Annotated in this window: 14 protein-coding genes, 1 tRNA gene and 1 pseudogene; 5 read left to right on the top strand and 11 right to left on the bottom strand. The window is 62.8% G+C overall.

Translation table 11 applies throughout. The annotated features are described in order from the left end of the window. Positions 1-38: 38 nt before the first annotated feature. The 3 genes from LFT47_RS03215 to LFT47_RS03205 all read right to left on the bottom strand — a co-directional run bounded on the left by LFT47_RS03215 (position 39) and on the right by LFT47_RS03205 (position 3,324). The gene (locus tag LFT47_RS03215) at positions 39-827 is read right to left on the bottom strand and encodes a carbohydrate ABC transporter permease (protein ID WP_236818294.1); all 789 of its coding nucleotides are present in this window, start codon (positions 825-827) and stop codon (positions 39-41) included. 161 nt (positions 828-988) lie between these two features. Further along, a complete protein-coding gene (locus LFT47_RS03210; protein WP_442863431.1) occupies positions 989-1,960 on the bottom strand; it encodes a carbohydrate ABC transporter permease in 972 nt (323 codons plus the stop codon). Next, positions 1,957-3,324, bottom strand: coding sequence for an ABC transporter substrate-binding protein (locus tag LFT47_RS03205; protein ID WP_236815154.1), 1,368 nt, complete (start codon positions 3,322-3,324; stop codon positions 1,957-1,959). Before LFT47_RS03205 ends, LFT47_RS03210 begins: the two co-directional genes overlap by 4 nt. Positions 3,325-3,551: 227 nt before the next feature. Here LFT47_RS03205 and LFT47_RS03200 point away from each other — a divergent pair, with 227 nt between their 5' ends. After that, positions 3,552-4,589: a LacI family DNA-binding transcriptional regulator gene (locus LFT47_RS03200; RefSeq protein WP_236815153.1), complete on the top strand. Its 1,038-nt coding sequence runs from the start codon at positions 3,552-3,554 to the stop codon at positions 4,587-4,589. 102 nt (positions 4,590-4,691) lie between these two features. On the opposite strand, the gene LFT47_RS03195 is transcribed toward LFT47_RS03200, so the two are convergent. From LFT47_RS03195 to LFT47_RS03170, 6 genes are all read right to left on the bottom strand, one after another. Continuing rightward, entirely contained in the window at positions 4,692-5,531 is an 840-nt protein-coding gene (locus tag LFT47_RS03195) for an aldo/keto reductase (protein ID WP_236815152.1), read from the bottom strand. A gap of 133 nt (positions 5,532-5,664) precedes the next feature. Further along, positions 5,665-6,117, bottom strand: a complete 453-nt coding sequence (locus tag LFT47_RS03190; RefSeq protein ID WP_236815151.1) for a hypothetical protein — start codon at positions 6,115-6,117, stop codon at positions 5,665-5,667. 8 nt (positions 6,118-6,125) lie between these two features. Then, positions 6,126-6,779: a bacterial proteasome activator family protein gene (locus tag LFT47_RS03185; RefSeq protein ID WP_236815149.1), complete on the bottom strand. Its 654-nt coding sequence runs from the start codon at positions 6,777-6,779 to the stop codon at positions 6,126-6,128. A gap of 26 nt (positions 6,780-6,805) precedes the next feature. Continuing rightward, positions 6,806-7,264 carry a GNAT family N-acetyltransferase gene (locus LFT47_RS03180; protein WP_236815147.1) on the bottom strand — a complete coding sequence of 153 codons (459 nt, stop codon included), beginning with the start codon at positions 7,262-7,264 and terminating at the stop codon, positions 6,806-6,808. A 34-nt stretch (positions 7,265-7,298) separates the two neighbouring features. Next, a complete protein-coding gene (locus LFT47_RS03175; RefSeq protein ID WP_236815145.1) occupies positions 7,299-7,880 on the bottom strand; it encodes a PadR family transcriptional regulator in 582 nt (193 codons plus the stop codon). Between the two features lie 35 nt (positions 7,881-7,915). Next, positions 7,916-8,899: an NAD(P)H-quinone oxidoreductase gene (locus LFT47_RS03170; protein WP_236815143.1), complete on the bottom strand. Its 984-nt coding sequence runs from the start codon at positions 8,897-8,899 to the stop codon at positions 7,916-7,918. Positions 8,900-9,013: 114 nt separating this feature from the next. Here LFT47_RS03170 and LFT47_RS03165 point away from each other — a divergent pair. After that, positions 9,014-9,101, top strand: a tRNA-Ser gene (locus LFT47_RS03165). An 87-nt stretch (positions 9,102-9,188) separates the two neighbouring features. On the opposite strand, the gene LFT47_RS03160 is transcribed toward LFT47_RS03165, so the two are convergent. Next, on the bottom strand, positions 9,189-9,962 hold the full coding sequence (locus LFT47_RS03160) for a potassium channel family protein (protein WP_236815141.1): 774 nt from the start codon (positions 9,960-9,962) through the stop codon (positions 9,189-9,191). A gap of 109 nt (positions 9,963-10,071) precedes the next feature. Here LFT47_RS03160 and LFT47_RS03155 point away from each other — a divergent pair, with 109 nt between their 5' ends. From LFT47_RS03155 to LFT47_RS03145, 3 genes and pseudogenes are all read left to right on the top strand, one after another. Continuing rightward, the gene (locus tag LFT47_RS03155; RefSeq protein ID WP_236815139.1) at positions 10,072-10,950 is read left to right on the top strand and encodes an undecaprenyl-diphosphate phosphatase; all 879 of its coding nucleotides are present in this window, start codon (positions 10,072-10,074) and stop codon (positions 10,948-10,950) included. Between the two features lie 123 nt (positions 10,951-11,073). Next, entirely contained in the window at positions 11,074-11,853 is a 780-nt protein-coding gene (locus tag LFT47_RS03150; RefSeq protein ID WP_236815137.1) for a VOC family protein, read from the top strand. 281 nt (positions 11,854-12,134) lie between these two features. After that, positions 12,135-16,629, top strand: a pseudogene (locus LFT47_RS03145) (ExeM/NucH family extracellular endonuclease). Between the two features lie 127 nt (positions 16,630-16,756). On the opposite strand, the gene LFT47_RS03140 reads toward LFT47_RS03145, so the two are convergent. Further along, on the bottom strand, positions 16,757-18,748 hold the full coding sequence (locus LFT47_RS03140) for an FAD/NAD(P)-binding protein (protein ID WP_236815134.1): 1,992 nt from the start codon (positions 18,746-18,748) through the stop codon (positions 16,757-16,759). Between the last annotated feature and the right edge of the window lie 19 nt (positions 18,749-18,767).

Genomic DNA, 18,767 nt, shown 5'->3' with positions numbered 1-18,767 from the left:
CTTGAGGTGATGCATGGGTGGCAGCCGGTGTGGCTGGCCTACTTGACACCGCCGGCGGTCATGCCGCCGACGAGGAATCGTTGGAAGATGAGATAGAGGATGACCACCGGGGCGGCGCAGACCAAGGATGCGGCCATCATTTGGCCGTAAAGGGGAAGCGCCCCGCCCTCCGCGGAGGAACCAAAGATCTGCAGGACAACCGCAACGGTCTGGGTGTTTGGACGGGTCAAGACCGAGGCGAACATGACGTCGTTCCAGCCGAGCAGGAAGGAAAACACGCCGGAAACCACCAACCCGGGCCAGCTGAGCGGGAAGATGATCCGGAAAAGGACCCCGAGGGAAGAAGATCCGTCGATGCGGGCTGCTTCCTCGAGTTCCTTGGGCAAGCCCCTCAGATAGGTGACCATGACCCAGGTGGAAAACGGCAGCGCAAATGTCAGGTACGCGAGGAAAAGGCCCCAGTAGGTGCCGATGACCGTGATTCCCAGATAGTTGCCCGCTGAGGCGAAGAGAACAAACACCGGGAGCAGGAGCAGTCCGCCCGGAACGCTTTGCAGGCCGATGAGCCCGCGCAGAATGCTGAGGCGGCCCACGAACTCGAACCGGACCAGCACGTAGGCGGTGATGATGCCCAGCAACGAGGAAACGACGGCGACCGCGCCGGCGATCATGACGCTGTTGATCAGCCCGTTGCCCAACGGCAGGGTGCTCCAGATCTTCGTGTAGTTGTCCAGGGTGAATTCGGTGGGGAAGTATGCCCCACGGGCCACTTCCACATCCGAATTCATGGACGAGAACACGATATAGAGCAAGGGAATCGCGACCATGGCGCACAGCACGATGGTGCCGCCGACCAACAGAGGTGTCGGGAGCAGACGATACACTGCGGCGGTCTGCCGTCCGGTCTTGCGTGGCACACTTCCAGCGCGAAGCGCCGGGGAGGTCTCCAGCGGAACTTCCATGACGACGTCGGGAGCCTGGTTGTTGCTCATTTCCTGCCTCCCGCGTCGGTACCGGTATCGAGTCGAACGGCCTTCAGGTAGAAGTAGAGCGGTATGGCGATCAGCAGAAGCGAAATCAGTGCCATTGCCGCTCCCATGCCGAACCGCAAGCTGGTGAAACTCATGCTGTAGACGAGGGTCGGCAGTACTTGCACGTCAAATGGAGCAGGGACGCCGAAGAGCAAGAAGGCAAGCGAGAAGTTGTTCATGTGGTGGAGGGTCGCGATGAGGCAGGCCAAGGCGACCGGCCCGCGCAAATAAGGGAAGATCACGTAGCGCAGTTTCGTCCACCATAGGGCGCCGTCGATCGCGGCAGCCTCGTGGACTTCCTGGTCAACGGATTGAAGGCCCGACAATGCCATGAGGTAGATGAACGGCCAGGCCGCCCAGACTTCGACGAGGATCAGTACCCAGAAGCTGGCCGGACCGGTGAGCCATTGACCGGCAGGCAGCCCGAACCCGGTCAGCACCTTGTTGACGATGCCGTCGTGCTGGAGCATGGTGCGCCAGAAGCTTCCGACCACGAACGATGGGAGGACATAGGGAATCAGGAACATCGAGCGCACCAATGACCTGCCACGATAAGCGTTCTGGGTCGCCAGTGCGGCGTAAATACCGATCGGCACGGTAATGACGGTGGCGATCACCGAGAAGCCGACGCTGTTGCCGAAGGCGTGGACCAAGTCAGTGGATGTGAACGCTTCGACGAAGTTGTTCAGTCCCACGAAAGGGGCACTGATCCATTTACGGATGGTGTACTGATCCAGCTGAAGCATCGCGATGTAGATGCCTAGAATCAGGGGAACGATGATGATCAGGCCGATCAGGAGCGCACCCGGAGTGAGCATCCACAGCGGCCGGTTTCGTTCGCTCACAGTCCGCCGGCGCTTGGCAGGAGGTTGCCCGCCAAGCTCCGGGGCGCGCCGCAGGGCGGCGTCTTTTTTCACAGTGATGCTCACTTGTTTGCCGACGCCCTGTCGAGGGAGGCTTGGGCATCCTTCTGGGCCTTGGCCAGCGCAGCCTTGAGATTGGTCTCATTGAAGCTGCCATTGCCAAGATCCGGGCGGGATTGAACGACGACGTTGGTCATCGCCAGCTGGATGTCGCCCCATGCGCCCGTGAACGGCGTGGTCTTCGCCTTGGATGCCGAATCAATGATCGGGGACAGCGAGGGATCCGCGTCCTGGACCTTCTTGGCAGCTGCGGCGTTCGTGGGAAGATCCCCGAACAGCTTGTTGTAGTTGATCTGCTCGTCGTCGCTGGTGAGCAGTTTGATGTACGCAGCCGCGAGGTCCTGGTTCTCCGAGTACTTTGCGATCACCAGGTTGTCACCGGAAATGATTGAGCTGACCGGCTGGCCACCGGAGGGGGCGGAACTCTGGCCGGGGGGCACAGTCGGCATCACGGCGTAGGCGTACTTGCCCTTCACCGGTGAGGCATCGAACGTGACCTTTGATGATGCGGTAGTCATCAACATCATCGCGGACTTACCCGCGGCGAAGTCAGCTGCAGCCTGGGTGTCGTTCCAACCCACTGCGGCCGGGTTGACTACCTTGTCTTTAGTCAGCCAGCCGAAGTACGTTTCATATGCCTTGAGCACAGTCGGGTCATCAATGCGGGCTGTCTTTCCATCCACCAGGGGGTTGCCGGACTGGTTGGCCATGGCCCAGGCAAACTTCCACGGTGTGTAGTTGTCCGCATATCCGGTCGCGAACCCGTACGTGGATCCCGTGGTCAGCTTCTTGGCCTGATCCAGCAGTCCGTCCCAAGTGTTCGCCGGCTTGTCCAGCCCCGCATTCTTGAACAATTCGGTGTTGTAGGCAAGAACGTAGGGCCGGGAGGTGAAGGGGACGCCCACTTCGTTCTGGGCGTCGGGACCGGAAATTCCGAGCGTCGCCGGAACGAAGCGATCGCGGCCGCCTACCTTGTTCCACATATTTGAGTCGAACTTCACGAAGGCGTCCGTTGAGTACGCGGTCGGGGTAAAGGTCGTACCCACCGCGTACACGTCCGGGCCCTGGCCCGCGACAACAGAGGTTTGGATCTTCGAGAGCTCATCGTTGGCGTTGGCAAACGTCTCGAATTTCAGGTCAGCGCCGGTCTGCTTCTTGAATGCATCGGCAATGTGGGCTTGCCAGGCCTTGTACTGCTCGGCTTTGTTTGTGTTGGCACCGACCAAGACATCCAGGGTCTTGCCCTGGCCGTTAGGGGCGCCCCCGCTCGCGCTTGCAGAGCTATTGTCGCCACCGCATCCGGTTACCCCTAGTGCTCCCAGCGAAACGAGAACGACCGCGCCAATAAGTCGCGTCCTTGAGTTCTTCATGTCTTCTTAATGCTCCTCGTTGAGTCGCCCCGAGATCTTCGGGGGAACCGGCCAGACAGACCGGATGTTAGCTGGAACACTATGACAGTTGCTGCAACAAGTGCAACGGTTGCCAAAAATTGCCATAGTTGCTTCAGGGACCGGCTTGTCACAGATGGGAGGGCGCTTCGCAAATGAGAGAAGATGGAGTCTCAGAACGCATTGCGGGGCCGCAAGGGGGCAGCACTATGAGCATTAGCGAGGCCAGCATTGGAAACAGCCCGCTTGGGCGGGGGCCGACTATCAGGGACGTTGCCGCTCTCAGCGGAGTGGCCGCCTCCACTGTCTCACGGGCCTTAACCCAACCGCACCGCGTCAACCAAGCCACCCGGGAACGCATTGAAGCGGCCGCCCGCGAACTGGGATACGCGCCCTCCGCATATCCCCGCAGTACTGCTCCAGGACGATCCGGAGCAGTCGCGGTCCTGGTTCCGGACATCACGAACCCGTACTTTTTTGACTTCATCCGCAGCACGCAGCACCAACTCAAGACTGCCGGCTACACCCAGTTGCTCGTCGACACTGAAGAGGATGTCGAACTTGAAGCAACCTACCTGGACGAGTTCCGCGGCTCCGCTGTCGGCTTCATTCTTCCCGCGACCCGTCTCAGCGACGAGCAGCTGATCAGCGCCGCCGCCAAATCCCCCTTGGTGACAATCAACCGCAGCACACCCGGTGTCCCCAGCGTGATTATCGATACCCCTTCGGGGGTCCAGCAGGCGATGGAGCATTTGTTTTCACTCGGTCACAGGGATATCGCCTATCTCGCGGGCCCGCCGAATTCCTGGTCGGACGGGCGGCGGTGGGTCGCGTTGCAGGAGAGAGCCGAGTTGTTGGGAATCACCATCCGGCGCCTTGGCCCCTACCACCCGAGTACGCGTTCCGGGGCCGCCGCCGCTGACACCCTGCTCAATAGCGGGGCCACTGCTTGCATTGCATTCAACGACCTGGTTGCCATCGGCGTCCTCGTCCGGCTGAGGGAACGCGGCATCGACGTCCCCGATGAAATGAGCGTCGTCGGATGCGATGACATCTTCGGAGCCGATTTCTGCCAGCCGCCCTTGACAACCCTCACCGCCCCGATCGAACAAGCCGGACGGGTGGCGACGGACATGCTCGTCAGCAGGCTGCGACCCGGCCGGTCCCAGATGCGCATGAAAGTCGAACTCCCTACCCATCTGACGATCCGCGCCTCCACCGGCGCACCCCTCCGGCCAGCAAGGTGAACCCTCAGCGCTCCCCCATTTAAGACAAGAAAACCCCGCACCTAATAGGTGCAGGGTCTTCCGGTTGAAACTCCGCGAGTTGAGAACTACGCGAGTTGAGAACTACGCGAAGTCTGAGACTGCCGGATCCGGTCCGATGCGGCCTTCGGCGCCTCGGTCCAGTCCGTTGATGGCCTCAATGTCAGCCTCATCCAAAGTGACGCCAAGTGCGGCGAAGTTTTCCTGGATCCGGGACTCGGTCACGGACTTGGGGATCACGACGTTGCCGATCGCCAAGTGCCAGGCGATGACCACCTGCGCCGGGGTGGCGCCGTGCTTGGCGGCGATCTGGGCGATAGTGGCGTTCTCAAGGAGCTCGCCGCCTTGGCCGAGGGGCGACCAGGCCTGCGTCAAAATGCCGCGCGCCGTAGCGAACTCCCGGAGTTCCGACTGGTTGAAGAACGGGTGCAGTTCGATCTGGTGGATCGCCGGAACAACGCCGGTTTCGTCGATCAGGCGCTGCAGGCCTTCCTTGCTGAAGTTTGAGACTCCGATCGACTTGATGCGTCCGCGCTTCTGGAGCTCAATGAGCGCCCTCCAGGTGTCCACGAACTTGTCCTGCTTCGGCTGCATCCAGTGGATCAGGTACAGGTCAAGGGTTTCCAGGCCGAGGCGGTTCATGGATTCTTCGAAAGCCGCCAGCGTGGACTCGTAGCCCTGGTCTGCGTTCCACAGCTTGGTGGTGATGAAGATTTCCTCGGGCTTGAGGCCGGAGGATGCGATGGCGCGTCCCACGCCTGCCTCGTTGCCGTAGATCTTGGCGGTATCGATGTGGCGGTAGCCGGCGTCGAAGGCCTGACGCACTACCTTTTCGGCTACATCGTCCTCAACCTGCCACACCCCGTAGCCGAGCTGGGGGATGGAGTTGCCGTCGTTAAAAGTAAGGTTCGGTGACGAAGTCATGGCTTCCATCCTGCCAGCCGCGCACACTGGGTGGCTACGGATTCCGGCCCCTCTAAGCTAGGCGCTTAATAGTTGTTATGTGGGAATAGACGCGTCTGCACCTATATCCCCAACAACCTATATCGCCAACAGCCTACGAACCTGCTTTGGTCCTCAGCAGCCGTTCGGCTTCCTCGACATGCTCGTAAACGGCTTCGGCGCGTCGTCGTACCGAAGCCGCGCCCACAGGAACGGGCCCGACGGCGAGACGCAGCATCGCGGCGGCCTCCGCCGTCGTGGCAAGAGAGTTCCCTGCTTTGGACAGCGCGCGATGCACGCCTGCGAGCGACCCTGGAATATCCAGTCCGTCGCTGGGCGCCTGCAGCTGGGCCTCCACACAGATGGAGCGTACCCTGGACGACAGGTCCGCCAGTTCGTTCGCAATGGCCACGAGTTCGCCGTAAAGCTGTTCGTCTTCTACGCCTTCAAGCACTTGGTGATACCGATCCAGGCCTCGGTGAAAACGGTCGTGGGCGCGCCGCCATAGTCCTTTGCCAAGTTCAGCGTCGTCCTTCCGCCCCTGGCGGACGGCCCCAAAGAATCCCAACCCAGTGCTCAGAGGTACTGGCCCGGACCGTGGTCCGGATCTTCCACGCGAGCCGGCTGGCCGGGCTCCGCTTCTTTGCCGGGAAGGTGTGCACGCTGAGGCTCCCCGTTCTCGCCAATAACGACGCCCGGGGCGATCATGGTTCCAGGCGGCAGTTGGCGAAGCTGCAACTGGGCAACAGCGTGCTCCCGGGCTGCCTGCTGGGCAGCAATGGCGGTCTGGATTCCGTGGAACAACCCCTCGAGCCAACCGACCAGCTGCGCCTGGGCGATCCTGAGCTCAGCGTCAGAGGGCGTGGCGTGTTCAGGGAAGGGCAGGCTGATGCGCTCCAGCTCTTCTACAAGTTCCGGTGCGAGGCCCTCTTCCAGCTCTTTGATGGAGCGTTCGTGGATCGCGGCAAGGCGTCCGCGTGCTGCCTCGTCCAAGGGGGCACTCTTCACTTCTTCGAGGAGCTGGCGGATCATGGTGCCGATCCGCATGACCTTGGCTGGTTCGTCGACGAGATCCTGCAGGGTACTGCCCTTCTTAGCGCCAGGCTTCCCGTCGGCCTTCGGACCCGCTTCCGATGTGCTCTGCGCCGTGCCAGCGTCCAAGGTTGTGCCCTCCACCGGGATGTCGTCAAAACTCTCGCCACTGGGTTGAGTGTCGTCCTGATCGCTCATGCGTTCATACTCTCATGGGCCGCAACTCAGCCCAGCGCCTTGACGAGTATTTCGCCTTCGTCCTTAGCGAAACCACATTTTTCGTAGAACCCCGTCGCATAGAGGTTGGCCGGTACCCAGACTTCCTCCATCCCATGTTCCCGCATCCACTCCTCCATGACGGCCAGAAGGGACCGGCCGATACCGCGGCGGCGCCACTGGGCATGGGTCCCCATTTCCATGAGGAGCAGTTCGGCCCACGGTCCGGCACTACGACGGCGCTGAATGCAGCAGTGGAGGAATCCCACCATCCCGCCACCGAGCTCAGCCAGCCAAAACAGCACGGCGGGGTCGTCCAGAAAGGAGCGGGCGCCGTCGTACGTCAACGCGCCTGACGGCGCGACTGAAGGATCCTCGTCGAACAAGTTATCCGTCTCCGCCAAGCGGATCAGCGCGTCGGCGTCGTCGGGACCAAGCAGCCGGATCCGGACGTCGGCATTCGTCAAAGTTTCGATGTCAGCACCTCCCGTGCGGAGCAGTCTATGCGGTGTTTGTCCCGGCACCGCGGACGGTGCCGGTCATCCCGTTGCTGGCGCCATTGGCTTGCTGGACCAGCCTGGCGTCGCAAAGATCCAGCCAGCGGGCCTCCGCCTCGGCATGGAAGATCAGGGAGTCCAGGACGAGCAGCCTGGCCGTATCCGTCACTCTTTGGTTGGCGGCCAGGTCCCTGCGGTCTTGGGTGTACTCCTGCAGTTCCCGCAAGGAAATCTCACGTTGGGCCTGGATGAGTGCGGGGACGTCCGTGTCCGCCGTCGAGACGGCCAACGCCAGCTTGATGGCCAATTCGTTCCTCGGCGGCGCTCCACGATCCACTGCGGTCGCGAACCATCGACGGATCTCCGCAGTCCCCGCGTCGGTGATGCTGAAAAGCACGTGGCCGCGGCCGTCGTCGCCCTCTTTACGGACCAAGGCGTCGCGCTCCAGCCGGTTCAGGGTGGTGTACACCTGTCCGATGTTCAACGGCCAGACGGCTCCCGTGCGTTCCTCAAACGCCGCCCGCAATTGGTAGCCGTAGCGTGGTTGCTCCTGAAGCAATGCCAGGATGCTGTACCGGATGGACATCGCTCTCCTTCGTGCTGCCGGTTTGGCGGGCGCCGCTAGAGCAGCAGCAGGACCTTGCCCATGTGCTCGCCGGAATCGAAGTACTCGTGGGCTTCGCGGACCTGCTCCAGGGGGAACGACTTGGCCACGAACGGCTTGATCCGGCCGTCGGCCAGCATCGGCCAGACCGATTCACGGACGGCATTCATGATGACACCCTTTTCCGCGACCGGCCGCGGACGGAGCGCCGTGCCGATGATGGCCGCCCGTTTGCTGACCAACTGGCCGAGGTCGAGTTCGCCCTTCACTCCACCCTGCAGCCCGATCACCACCAGCCGGCCGTAGTCCGCCAGTGCTTCCACGTTCTGCCGCAGGTATTTGGCACCGACGACGTCGAGAATCACGTCGGCGCCTTTGCCGCCGTTTTGAGCCTTGAGGCTTTCGACGAAATCTTCCTCCGCGTAATTGATGGCAATGTCGGCCCCAAGGAAGGCACTCGCGGTTCCGACCTTTTCGGCCGTTCCGGCCGTCGTCGCGACCGTAGCGCCGTACGCTTTGGCGAGCTGGATGGCCATGGTGCCGATGCCGCCAGTGGCGCCATGGATCAGTACCGTCTCACCGGCCTGCAGCTGCGCCGTCATGATGAGGTTCGAGTACACCGTTGCGGCTACCTCAGGCAGGGACGCGGCGGTGACCAGGTCCACGCCGTCGGGCAGTCGCAAAACCTGCTCCGCCGGGACCGCAACCTGCTGCGCATAGCCGCCACCCGAAAGCAGGGCCACTACCTTGTCGCCCACCGAAAACGGCTTGCTCACCTCGGGCCCGAACGCGGCAATCCTGCCGGAAACCTCTAGGCCGGGAATGTCGGACGCTCCCGGCGGTGGCGGGTAGAAACCGCGGCGCTGCTGGACATCGGCCCTGTTCAGACCGGCGGCGACGACGTCGATGAGAACCTCGCCGGGGCCTGGAACCGGAGCAGGAACGTCCCGGATTTCCAGAACCTCGGGCCCGCCCGGTTCGGAGATGTAGACGGCTTTCATAGAGTGCTCCCGATCCCTCGCTCAGTGCAGCTGGCCTTTCAGACACCTTAACCGCGTTAATCGCGGCGGCAGGTTTTTGGCGCAACCAACTCCCTATGAAACACTACTAGGCAGGGAAGGTTGTCCGAGCGGCCTAAGGAGCTGGTCTTGAAAACCAGTGTGCGGTAACCCCGCACCAAGGGTTCAAATCCCTTACCTTCCGCGTGGCGCGACACAGCGCAGCTGAGAGGCCGGTTCATGCGAATCTTTCGATTCCGTGACCGGCCTCTTTTGCGTTGAACCAAGCGGGCTATGACGACGGCGAGTGATCGCCGCGGGCTCCGACCGCGCCGCCCCGCGCCTCGCCGTCGGCGTTTTCCAGAAGCGCGCTAAGGCGTTCGACGTGCTCTGCCAACCTGCGGATCTCCTGTTTCATGGGCTCTTCGGCGACTGTCGCGGCCGCCGCAGCGCCGGAGGAGACCTGTTCGACAAGCCACGAGGCAACCGAGGCGGTCACGACGCCCAGGACAGCGATTCCGCAGACCATCAAGCCGCCGGCAACACAGCGGCCCACAACCGTCACCGGGTAGTGGTCCCCGTAGCCGACGGTAGTGATGGTGACCATCGCCCACCAGATGGCGTCGCCAAAGTTGGTGATGTTGGCGCCCGCGGCGTTCTCCTCAGCATCAAGCACGGCGAGGGCACCGCAATACGTCAGGAGGGCCGCGGACCCAAGGACAAAAGTGAGGATGCGGCCCCGCATGGCGTTCCCGGCAGTGCGGTGAAGCAGCTTCAGGAGTGTCACGAGCCGCAACAACCTCAAGGGCCTGAGGACAGGGAGGGCCAAAATCAGCAATTCGTGCAGGTTCCGCACGAACCACCGGGCGCGACGCCGCGCCAGGACCAGGCACATCGCGTAGTCCAGCGCAAACACCAGCCAGGTGACCCAGATGATGGAGTCAACGACTGTGGATTGGGCCTCGCTGAGATTGGCGATCACCTGGAACGAATAGGCCACCAGGAACAGCACTGCTGCCGCCACCATGGGCCATTCGGAAACCTGCCGCCATCGCTCTTGGGTCATTCGTCGATATTAGCCACCTACCCCATTGACCGCGTTCACCTGCTGGCACACGGCTGCCTCCCAGCAAACGTTCATCTCCCAGTAACCGGTACTGGCTAGGATCGAACCCATGATTAATATGATCCAGGCCATCGTTATGGGCCTGCTGCAGGGAATCACTGAACTCTTTCCGATTTCCAGCCTCGGCCACAGCGTCATCCTGCCCAAACTGTTCGGTTGGGGCCTGGACCAGAAGGCGCCCGAATTCCTGAACTTCCTCATAGCCACCCACCTGGCTACGGCAATTGTGCTGTTCTTCTTCTTCCTCCGGGACTGGATTGAAATCGCCAAGGGTCTGGGCCGTTCCATCCGGGATCGGAAGATTGCTCCGTCAGACACGTACGCAAAGCTCGGCTGGCTCCTCGTGGTTGGAACCGTGCCGGCCGGAATCATCGGTTTGGTCCTGGAAAAGCCCATTCGGAACCTCTTCGGTTCGCCGCTCATCGCTGCCGCCTTCCTGGTGCTCAACGGGCTCATCCTTTTTGCGGCCGAACGTCTGCGTACCAGGGAAAACCGCCGCGCGGCGGGGCAACCGGTGACTGCAACAGCTTCCGACGCCGAAATCGCCACCCTGCCGTGGAAGCGCGCCTTGGCAATCGGAACCGCCCAGGCCGCCGCCCTCATCCCGGGTATCTCCCGCTCCGGCTCGTCAATGGCCGGTGGCTTGCTGTCCGGACTGAACAACGAAAACGCTGCGAGGTTCAGCTTCCTGCTCGCCACGCCGATCATCGGCGCGGCCGCCGTGCTCAAGCTGCCTGAACTCTTCACCCCGGCCATGGCCGACGAGCGTGGCGTGTTCCTGGTGGGGGCCTTGTGCGCGGGTGTCGCCGCATGGTTCGCCACCAAGTTCCTGCTTCGTTTCTTCGAGACCCGGACCCTGACGCCCTTCGCTATCTACTCGGTGGTCGGCGGAGCGATCTACTTCATCCTGATGCTCATCATGGGCTAGGTTCCGCTGACGGCATTGACCGAAGGCATTGAAACTGTCAGGGGCCCCGCATAGGGTTTTGTCTGTCTCCACCACCCACTCATGAAACCGTGGAACAACCGCGGTAACGACACAGGAGCAAACATGCCTACGCCTGACATCACCCCCGGCTCACCTTGCTGGATCGACCTGATGACCTCGGACCCGGAGAAGGCAAAGTCCTTCTACAACACGCTCTTCGGCTGGACCTACGAGACCGGGGACCAGGAAAAGTACGGCGGCTACATCACGGCCTCCAAGGACGGCAAGATGGTGGCCGGGATCATGCAGAAGCAGGAAGACATGGGCCAGATGCCCGATGTCTGGTCCACTTACCTGCGCACCGATGACATCAAGGCGACCACCGAAGCGGCAGTCGCCAACGGCGGCCAGGTCTACATGGAACCCATGGAAGTACCTGACCAGGGAACCATGGCCATGTACGCGGATTCCTCGGGAGCAGCCATCGGCGCCTGGCAGTTCGGCGAGATGAAGGGCTATCAGCTGGCTGCCGAAACCGGCGCGCCCGCCTGGCACGAGCTCTTCGCCAAGGAGTACGACTCGGCTGTTTCCTTTTACCAGAACGTCTTTGGTTGGGAAACCACCGTCGTGGGCGATACCCCGGAGTTCCGTTACACCACGCTCGGTGCCGGCGACGACTCCAAGGCAGGCATCATGGATGCCTCCGGTTTCCTCCCGGCGGAGGTCCCGTCCTACTGGGGCGTCTACTTCGCGGTGGACAAGGTCGATGACACCATCGAGCAGGCGGTCGCGCTGGGCGCCACCGTCGTCCAGGCGGCTGAGGACACTCCCTACGGCCGGATGGCCACCCTGACAGACCCGACGGGTGCGATCTTCAAACTCATCGAAAACCAGGCTGCATAAGCCCAGCCGCCAGGCGCAGCCCGCCACGCACCAGAGAGCATGCTCCCCCCACGACGCGGGGAGTGGACATATTGGGATGATGTCCACTCCCCGCCTCAAAGGGAGGGCATGCTCTCTCTTGTTTGTGCCGTCACCATATGGCAACCCCGTATTCATTCACTACTGATGTGATGCCGAGCGTGATATCCCCACCGGACTAGAGCCCGGTTCACCGCACGCCGACGCACACGGCGGGCGTCTTCCACGGCGCGCCCCACAAGGCCAATTGAAAGTCAGAGCTGATGCATTTCAAAAATGGGAAATTTCTAGTCGGTTTGGTGGTGTCGGCGGGATTGTTTGCAGCCCCGCTCGCCACCGTTCCGGCCATGGCAGCCGATACATCGCCCGCAACAGGCCCGTCGGTGGTGATCAATGAGGCCTATCTCAGCGGAGGCAGCGCCGGAGCTGCGTTCCGGAACAAGTTCGTGGAGCTGTACAACAACTCCGACACCGCCGTTAGCCTGAGCGGTTGGTCACTCCAATACCGCGCGGCGGGCAACGTCAATCCGCCCACCTTCATCACTCCCCTCAGCGGCAACATCCCGGCCAGGGGATACTTCCTCATCAAGGGCGCCAGCAACAGCGCAACCTCGACGGCGGCAGAATTGCCGGCCGCCGACGTCGACGGCTCCGGCACGCTCAACCCCAGCGGAAGTGCCGGCACCATCCTCCTTGCGAAGCAAGGCACCGCAGTGAACCCCCTCCCCGCGGGTTCCGTAGTGGGCAACTCTGCCGTAGCCGATCTCCTCGGCTACGGCAGCAGCAACACTTTTGAGACTGCGGCGGCCCTGGCACCGACAAGCAACACGGATGTCAGGAGCCTGAACCGGAGCAACGGAGCGGACACCAACAACAACGCCGCCGACCTAAGCCTCAGCGCCGTCATCACCCCGACGGCGGCAGGCGCCACAACCACTCCGCCCACCGTCCCCGAGAACAAGACCATTGCGGAAATCCAAGGCACCGGAGCGGCCAGCCCGTTCACGGGTGCCACGGTCACCACCCGCGGCAAAGTCACCGCCGTCTACGCGACCGGCGGATTCAATGGCTACTACGTGCAGACCCCGGGAACCGGTGGCGACACTGATCCGGCGGCCAGGACGGCGTCGGACGCGATTTTCGTCTACTCGCCGTCAACGGCGGGCGGAACCCAGATCGGCGACTACCTTGAACTCACCGGCACGGTGAGCGAGTTCTCCAACCAGACGCAGCTCACCGCGGACGCAGCTGGAGTGAAGAAGCTCAGCGAAGCCGCGCCTGAAGTCAAGCCCAGCAACTTCGCGCTTCCGGCCGACGAAGCCACCCGCGAGCGCTACGAAGGCATGCTGCTGGCACCCCAGGGTACGTTCACGGTGACGGACAACTATTCACTGAACCAGTACGGCGAAATCGGCCTGGCGGCAGGGACCTCCCCTTTGGTCCAGCCCACTGCCGTAGCAAGCTTCGGCTCAGCGGAATACAACGCCGTGGTTGCCGACAACGCACTGCGAGGCATCAAGCTCGACGACGGCGCGTCCACCAACTTCCTCAAGGACGCCTCGACGAAGGCTCAGCCGCTCCCCTATCTGACCACGAGTGATCCGGTCCGGGTCGGATCGGCTGCGAGCTTCCGCACCAACGTGATCCTCGGCTACGGGAACAACGCCTGGAAATTCCAGCCGCTCTCTCAACTGACCCCGGCCACCGCGGACTCCGTGCAGCCCATCAGCTTCACCGGTAACCGGCCCCAGGCCCCGGCCAACGTGGGCGGCAACCTGAAGATCGCCTCCTTCAACGTGTTGAACTACTTCCCCACCACCGGTGACCAGCTCAGTGGCTGCACCTACTACACCGACCGGGACGGAAACCCGATCACGGTCAAGGACGGCTGCAACGCCCGCGGTGCGGCGAACGCCGAGAACCTCCAGCGCCAGCAAGCAAAGATCGTCGGCGCAATCACCAAGTCCGGCGCCGACGTCGTCTCCTTGGAGGAGATCGAGAACTCGGCACAATTCGGCATGAACCGAGACGATGCCCTCGCCAAGCTGGTGGATTCCCTCAACATTGAAACCCCGGGAATCTGGGACTACGTCCGCACGCCTGCAAACGCTCCCCCGCTGAGCGACGAGGACATGATCCGTACGGCCTTCATTTTCAAGAAGGCCAGCGCCGAACCACTGGGTGAGTCGATCATCCACAACGACACTGTCGCTTTCGCCAGCGCACGCAAGCCCCTCGCCCAGGTATTCAAGCCCGTGGGTGCCAGCGATGACAAGAAGTTCATCGCGATTGTGAACCATTTCAAGTCCAAGGGCTCAGCAGTAACACCGGACGACACCGACAAGGGCCAAGGCGCTTCCAACGTTGCCCGGACCAAGCAGGCACAGTCGCTCTTGACGTTCGCCGATCAGTTGAAGTCCTCCAAGGGCACCGACAAGGTGTTCCTCATCGGCGATTTCAACGCCTATTCCAAAGAAGACCCGATCAACGTCCTGACGGGGGCCGGCTACGCGGACTTGGAAACAAGCACCGGGAAGCACTCGTACTTGTTCGGCGGAATGGTCGGATCCCTCGACCACATCCTGGCCTCCCCCGCCGCCCAAGAAGTGGTCACGGGAACCGACATCTGGAACATCAACTCGGTGGAGTCGGTCGCCTTCGAGTACAGCCGGTACAACAACAACGTGGTCAACTACTACGCCGCGGACCAATTCCGGGCCAGTGACCACGACCCCGTGGTGGTCGGCCTGAACCTGCCGACCACTCCGGCAAGCGTGGACCTGCAGTTCCTGGGCATCAATGATTTCCACGGACGCATCGACAGCAACACGGTCCTGTTCGCCAGCACCATCGAACAGCTCCGGGCCGCTAGCGCGGCCGGTTCAACCGCCTTCATCTCCGCGGGAGACAACATCGGTGCGTCGCTCTTCGCCTCCGCAGTGGCCAAAGACCAGCCGACGATCGACGTGCTGAACGCGCTTGAGCTCAAGGCGTCCGCGGTGGGCAACCCACGAGTTCGACGGCGGATGGGCGGACTTGCGGGACCGCGTCATCGCAGGCGGCAACAATGCGAAGTTCCCGATCCTGGGTGCCAACGCCTACCAGAAAGGCACCACCACACCGGTGTTGCCGGAGTACACCGTTCTGGACATGAACGGCGTCAAGGTGGCCGTCATCGGCACGGTGACGCAGGAAACCCCGTCCCTGGTCAGCCCGGCCGGGATCGCGGACCTCGAATTCGGTGACCCCGTGGACGCCGTCAACCGTGTTGCCGCCAAGATCAAGGCCGGCAAGCTGGCCGATGTGATCGTCGCGGAAATCCACGACGGCGCCGGAGCCGGTACCCCGGAAGGTGCCACGATCGAACAGGAAGTCGCCGCGGGCGGCCCGTTCGCCAAGCTCGTGAAGGAAACCACAGCTGATGTTGCGGCCATCTTCACCGGCCACACCCACAAGGAATACGCCTGGGACGCACCAATCCTTGACGCCAACGGCCAGCCGACGGGCAAGACCCGCCCGATCGTGCAGACCGGGAACTACGGCGAAAACATCGGCCGCATCACCCTGACGGTAGATACCAAGAGCATGGCCGTGACCGCCTACACCGCGGGCAACGTCAAGCGCTCCACAACGGACATGTCCGGAACCTACCCCCGTGTTGCACAGGTCAAGGCCATCGTCGACAAAGCGCTGGCCGATGCCGCCGTCGTCGGCAATCAGCGGGTCGGTGCGCTCACCGCGGATATCACCACGGCGTTCACGCCTGACCCCGCGGGCGGGACTCCCAAGCGCGATGACCGCGCGAGCGAATCCACACTGGGCAACCTGGTGGCGGATTCACTGGTGGACACGCTCAAGGCACCCGAACTTGGCGGGGCCGAGATCGGCGTCGTGAACCCCGGCGGCCTGCGCAACGAGCTCTACTACGCGCCCGACGGCACCATCACGTATGCGGAAGCCAACGCGGTACTGCCGTTCGTGAACAATCTCTGGACCACCTCGCTGACGGGCACCCAGTTCAAGTCGCTTCTTGAGCAGCAATGGCAGACCAACGCCGATGGTTCCGTACCGAGCCGTCCGTACTTGCAGCTGGGCGTGTCCAAGAACGTGAACTACACGTTCGACGCCGGGCGTGCAGCGGGCGACCGGATCACCTCTATCTGGGTGAATGGAGCGCTCATCGACCCCGCGAAGTCGTATCGCATCGGAACCTTCAGCTTCCTGGCCGCTGGGGGCGACAACTTCCGGGTCTTCAAGGAAGGCAGCAACACCAAGGACTCAGGACTCGTGGATCGTGACGCGTGGATCAAGTACTTGCAGGCCCACAATCCGGTGTCACCGGACTTCGCCCGACGTTCCGCTGCTGTCGTGAACAGCACGGCAGCAGAGGTGAGGAGCGGTGACGTCATGGCCCTGTCCGTCTCCAAGCTGAACCTGACTTCGCTCGGCAGCCCGCAGAACACCTCTCTCAAGGCAGTCTTTACGGACGCCAAGGGTGTCGCGACACAACTGGGAACGGTCAGCGTCGCTTCCGGTGCCGCCTCAGTGAACGTCAAGGTACCCGCGGGAGCCGCAGCCGGAACAGGAACCCTGATGCTGACTGCCGTCGAGTCCGGGACTGTTGTCAAAGCTGCAATCAAGGTTGCCGCTCCTCTGCCTCCCAAGTGCACTGCACCCGTCATGCCGAGCAAGTGGTACGACGTGCTCGGCTGGATCAAGTACACCTTCGCGTGGCTTGAGTACCAGAAGTGCCTTTAGGGGCTAGCCGCAGCGCCAACCCCGGATGAGCATGCTCTACCCCGGCCCCGGCGAGTGGACATATAAGGTTTATGTCCACTCGTTGGAACGGGCGGGGAGCATGCTCATTTTGCTTAGGGGAACATGCTCATTTTTGGAGGGGAAGGCCGAGCATGTCCCTGGCGATTTCGTCCGCGTCGCGGAGGGTCCGTTGGCCGCTTCGGTAGCTGGTGCCATCGGAAGGCCGGGCTTCCGCGGCGATGGCGGTTCCCCATTGGGTGGAGGAAAGCTGCAGGCCAAGGGCGTACATCCCCGGAGTCACGGAACCGTTGGCGCCTACCAGTCGGTAGGGGTGCGGCTCGACATCCAACCCGGAGGTCTGCACCGGCGTTCCCTCGGCAGTCATCATCACCTTGGGTCGCACCAACCCGTCGGCGAGCAACTGCCGCAGGAACGGAGAAACACTCACGCCCACCCGGTTCGCCGGGGACATCGCCTCAATCAGGGTCCTGGCTTCCGCGGCGTCGGCGTGCACCCAGGCAGACACCGCGCGGAAGACGCCTTTGGAATGATCAACGCTGAATCGCGGATCCGGGCCGACGAAACTCACGACGCCGGCACGCGCCAAAGCGGCCAATTGTTCGGCGCGCAGGGCGGGCGGACCGCTCGCGAGTCCCTCAACGAAGGACTCGAACCAGCCCCTCAGTTCGCCAACCCACGATTCGTCCGTGATGCCGCCGTCGGCCACGGCACTCTTCAGGATGGCCCTTCCCGTGTGCAACGCACCGATGGCCATCTTCACGGGATCTGCTTCCCCGAGCGCGGAGCGGCGGGCGTCGTCGTCCAGATAGTCCACGACGGCGGCGTCGAGTTCCTTCCTGGAGGCAAAGGAATGCCCGGCCAAAGGCGCCGCGAGGCCTAGCAGGTCAAGGCGGCGCGACGCCGCTACGTGGGTGGAGACCAACTCCGCGACTTGGTTTTCCCATCGCCCGGTGGCATGCGCGTGTGGCCGCAACAAGTCTTCCAAGGCCGCAAGGAATTCAGTCGCATCAGACACGGCTACAGGTTCCGCCACGATCAATGTTGAATAGTAAGCCCACAGGGCGTCCCGATGCAGGAGGGGCCAAAGGTCGTGATCGAAGCCAGGTTGGATTCCGGCCGCGGCGAAGCGTTCCACCGCGTTCTCGGTCAGATACCGCAAGCGCACGGACTTGGGATAATAACCGTCCAAGCCGGCCTTGGCCCGGTACGGAGTGCCACGCCTGGATGCCGCGATGACCTTCGGTTCCCGGCCCGAAGGCAAGTACTTAAGCTTCCCCTGGAGACCGTCTTCGGCCGGCACGAACTGTCCCCCGCGGCCTTCGGTCAGCTGGCCCATGACGTCGAAGAAATTGAGGCCCATGCCCCGGACCAGGACCGTCTCCCCGTCCGGGACGAGTGCCCAGTCCACGTCGGCAGGTGCGGCCGGCGGCACGTACAACAGCCCAAGCTCCGCCGCCACTTCCCTGAACGAACGCTGCTCCGGGTTGAGCCGGGATTCAAGGTGGCCCAGCGCGAGGACGAGGGAATCCACGGTGAGCCGAGCACCGTCGTCGAGTTCGACGTCGAACCCGCCGCCCGCGGGCTTACCCGGCGAACCGTCCGCCGGCCCGCCCGGCAGGGGACGCGCCGCCACGGCGTTGTTCCGGTGAAAGGCGATCTCGACGCCGGCCGGGACACGGTCCAGCAGGTCCTCCAGCGTCGAACGCAGATACCGTCCGTACAGGGCACGGCTGGGAAAGTCGTGGGAGGCGAGCACGGCAAGTTCAGCCCGTTCCTCGTCGCTCAGGCCCGGACCGCCAACTGACCGCTGCTTCGCTCGCCACTGCTCAAAGGAGCCCCCGGCCAACGGCGGCGCGAGTCGCTCGTCCTCGGGGATCAGTGTGGGGTAGAAGGACTGGGTGTTCATGAGGTACAGCCGGGACTGATCGGGCTGCCAGACGTGCCCGGGGCCGGCGGGATAGGGGTCAACGACGTCGATGTGCAGGGATCGCGTTTGGGTTTCCGTCGCAGCCCAATTGGCGAGCAAACGCTCCAGCACACTGGTGCCGCGAGGGCCTGCCCCGATCAGCCCAACCCGAATGTTCTGCGATTTACCCACGCCCAAGCCTAACTTCTTG

It is taken from the genome of Arthrobacter sp. FW306-2-2C-D06B, from assembly GCF_021789175.1.
GTDB lineage: Bacteria > Actinomycetota > Actinomycetes > Actinomycetales > Micrococcaceae > Arthrobacter.
The sequence above is the reverse complement of the archived record's forward strand: the minus strand, read 5'-3'. Positions and strand labels throughout refer to the sequence as shown.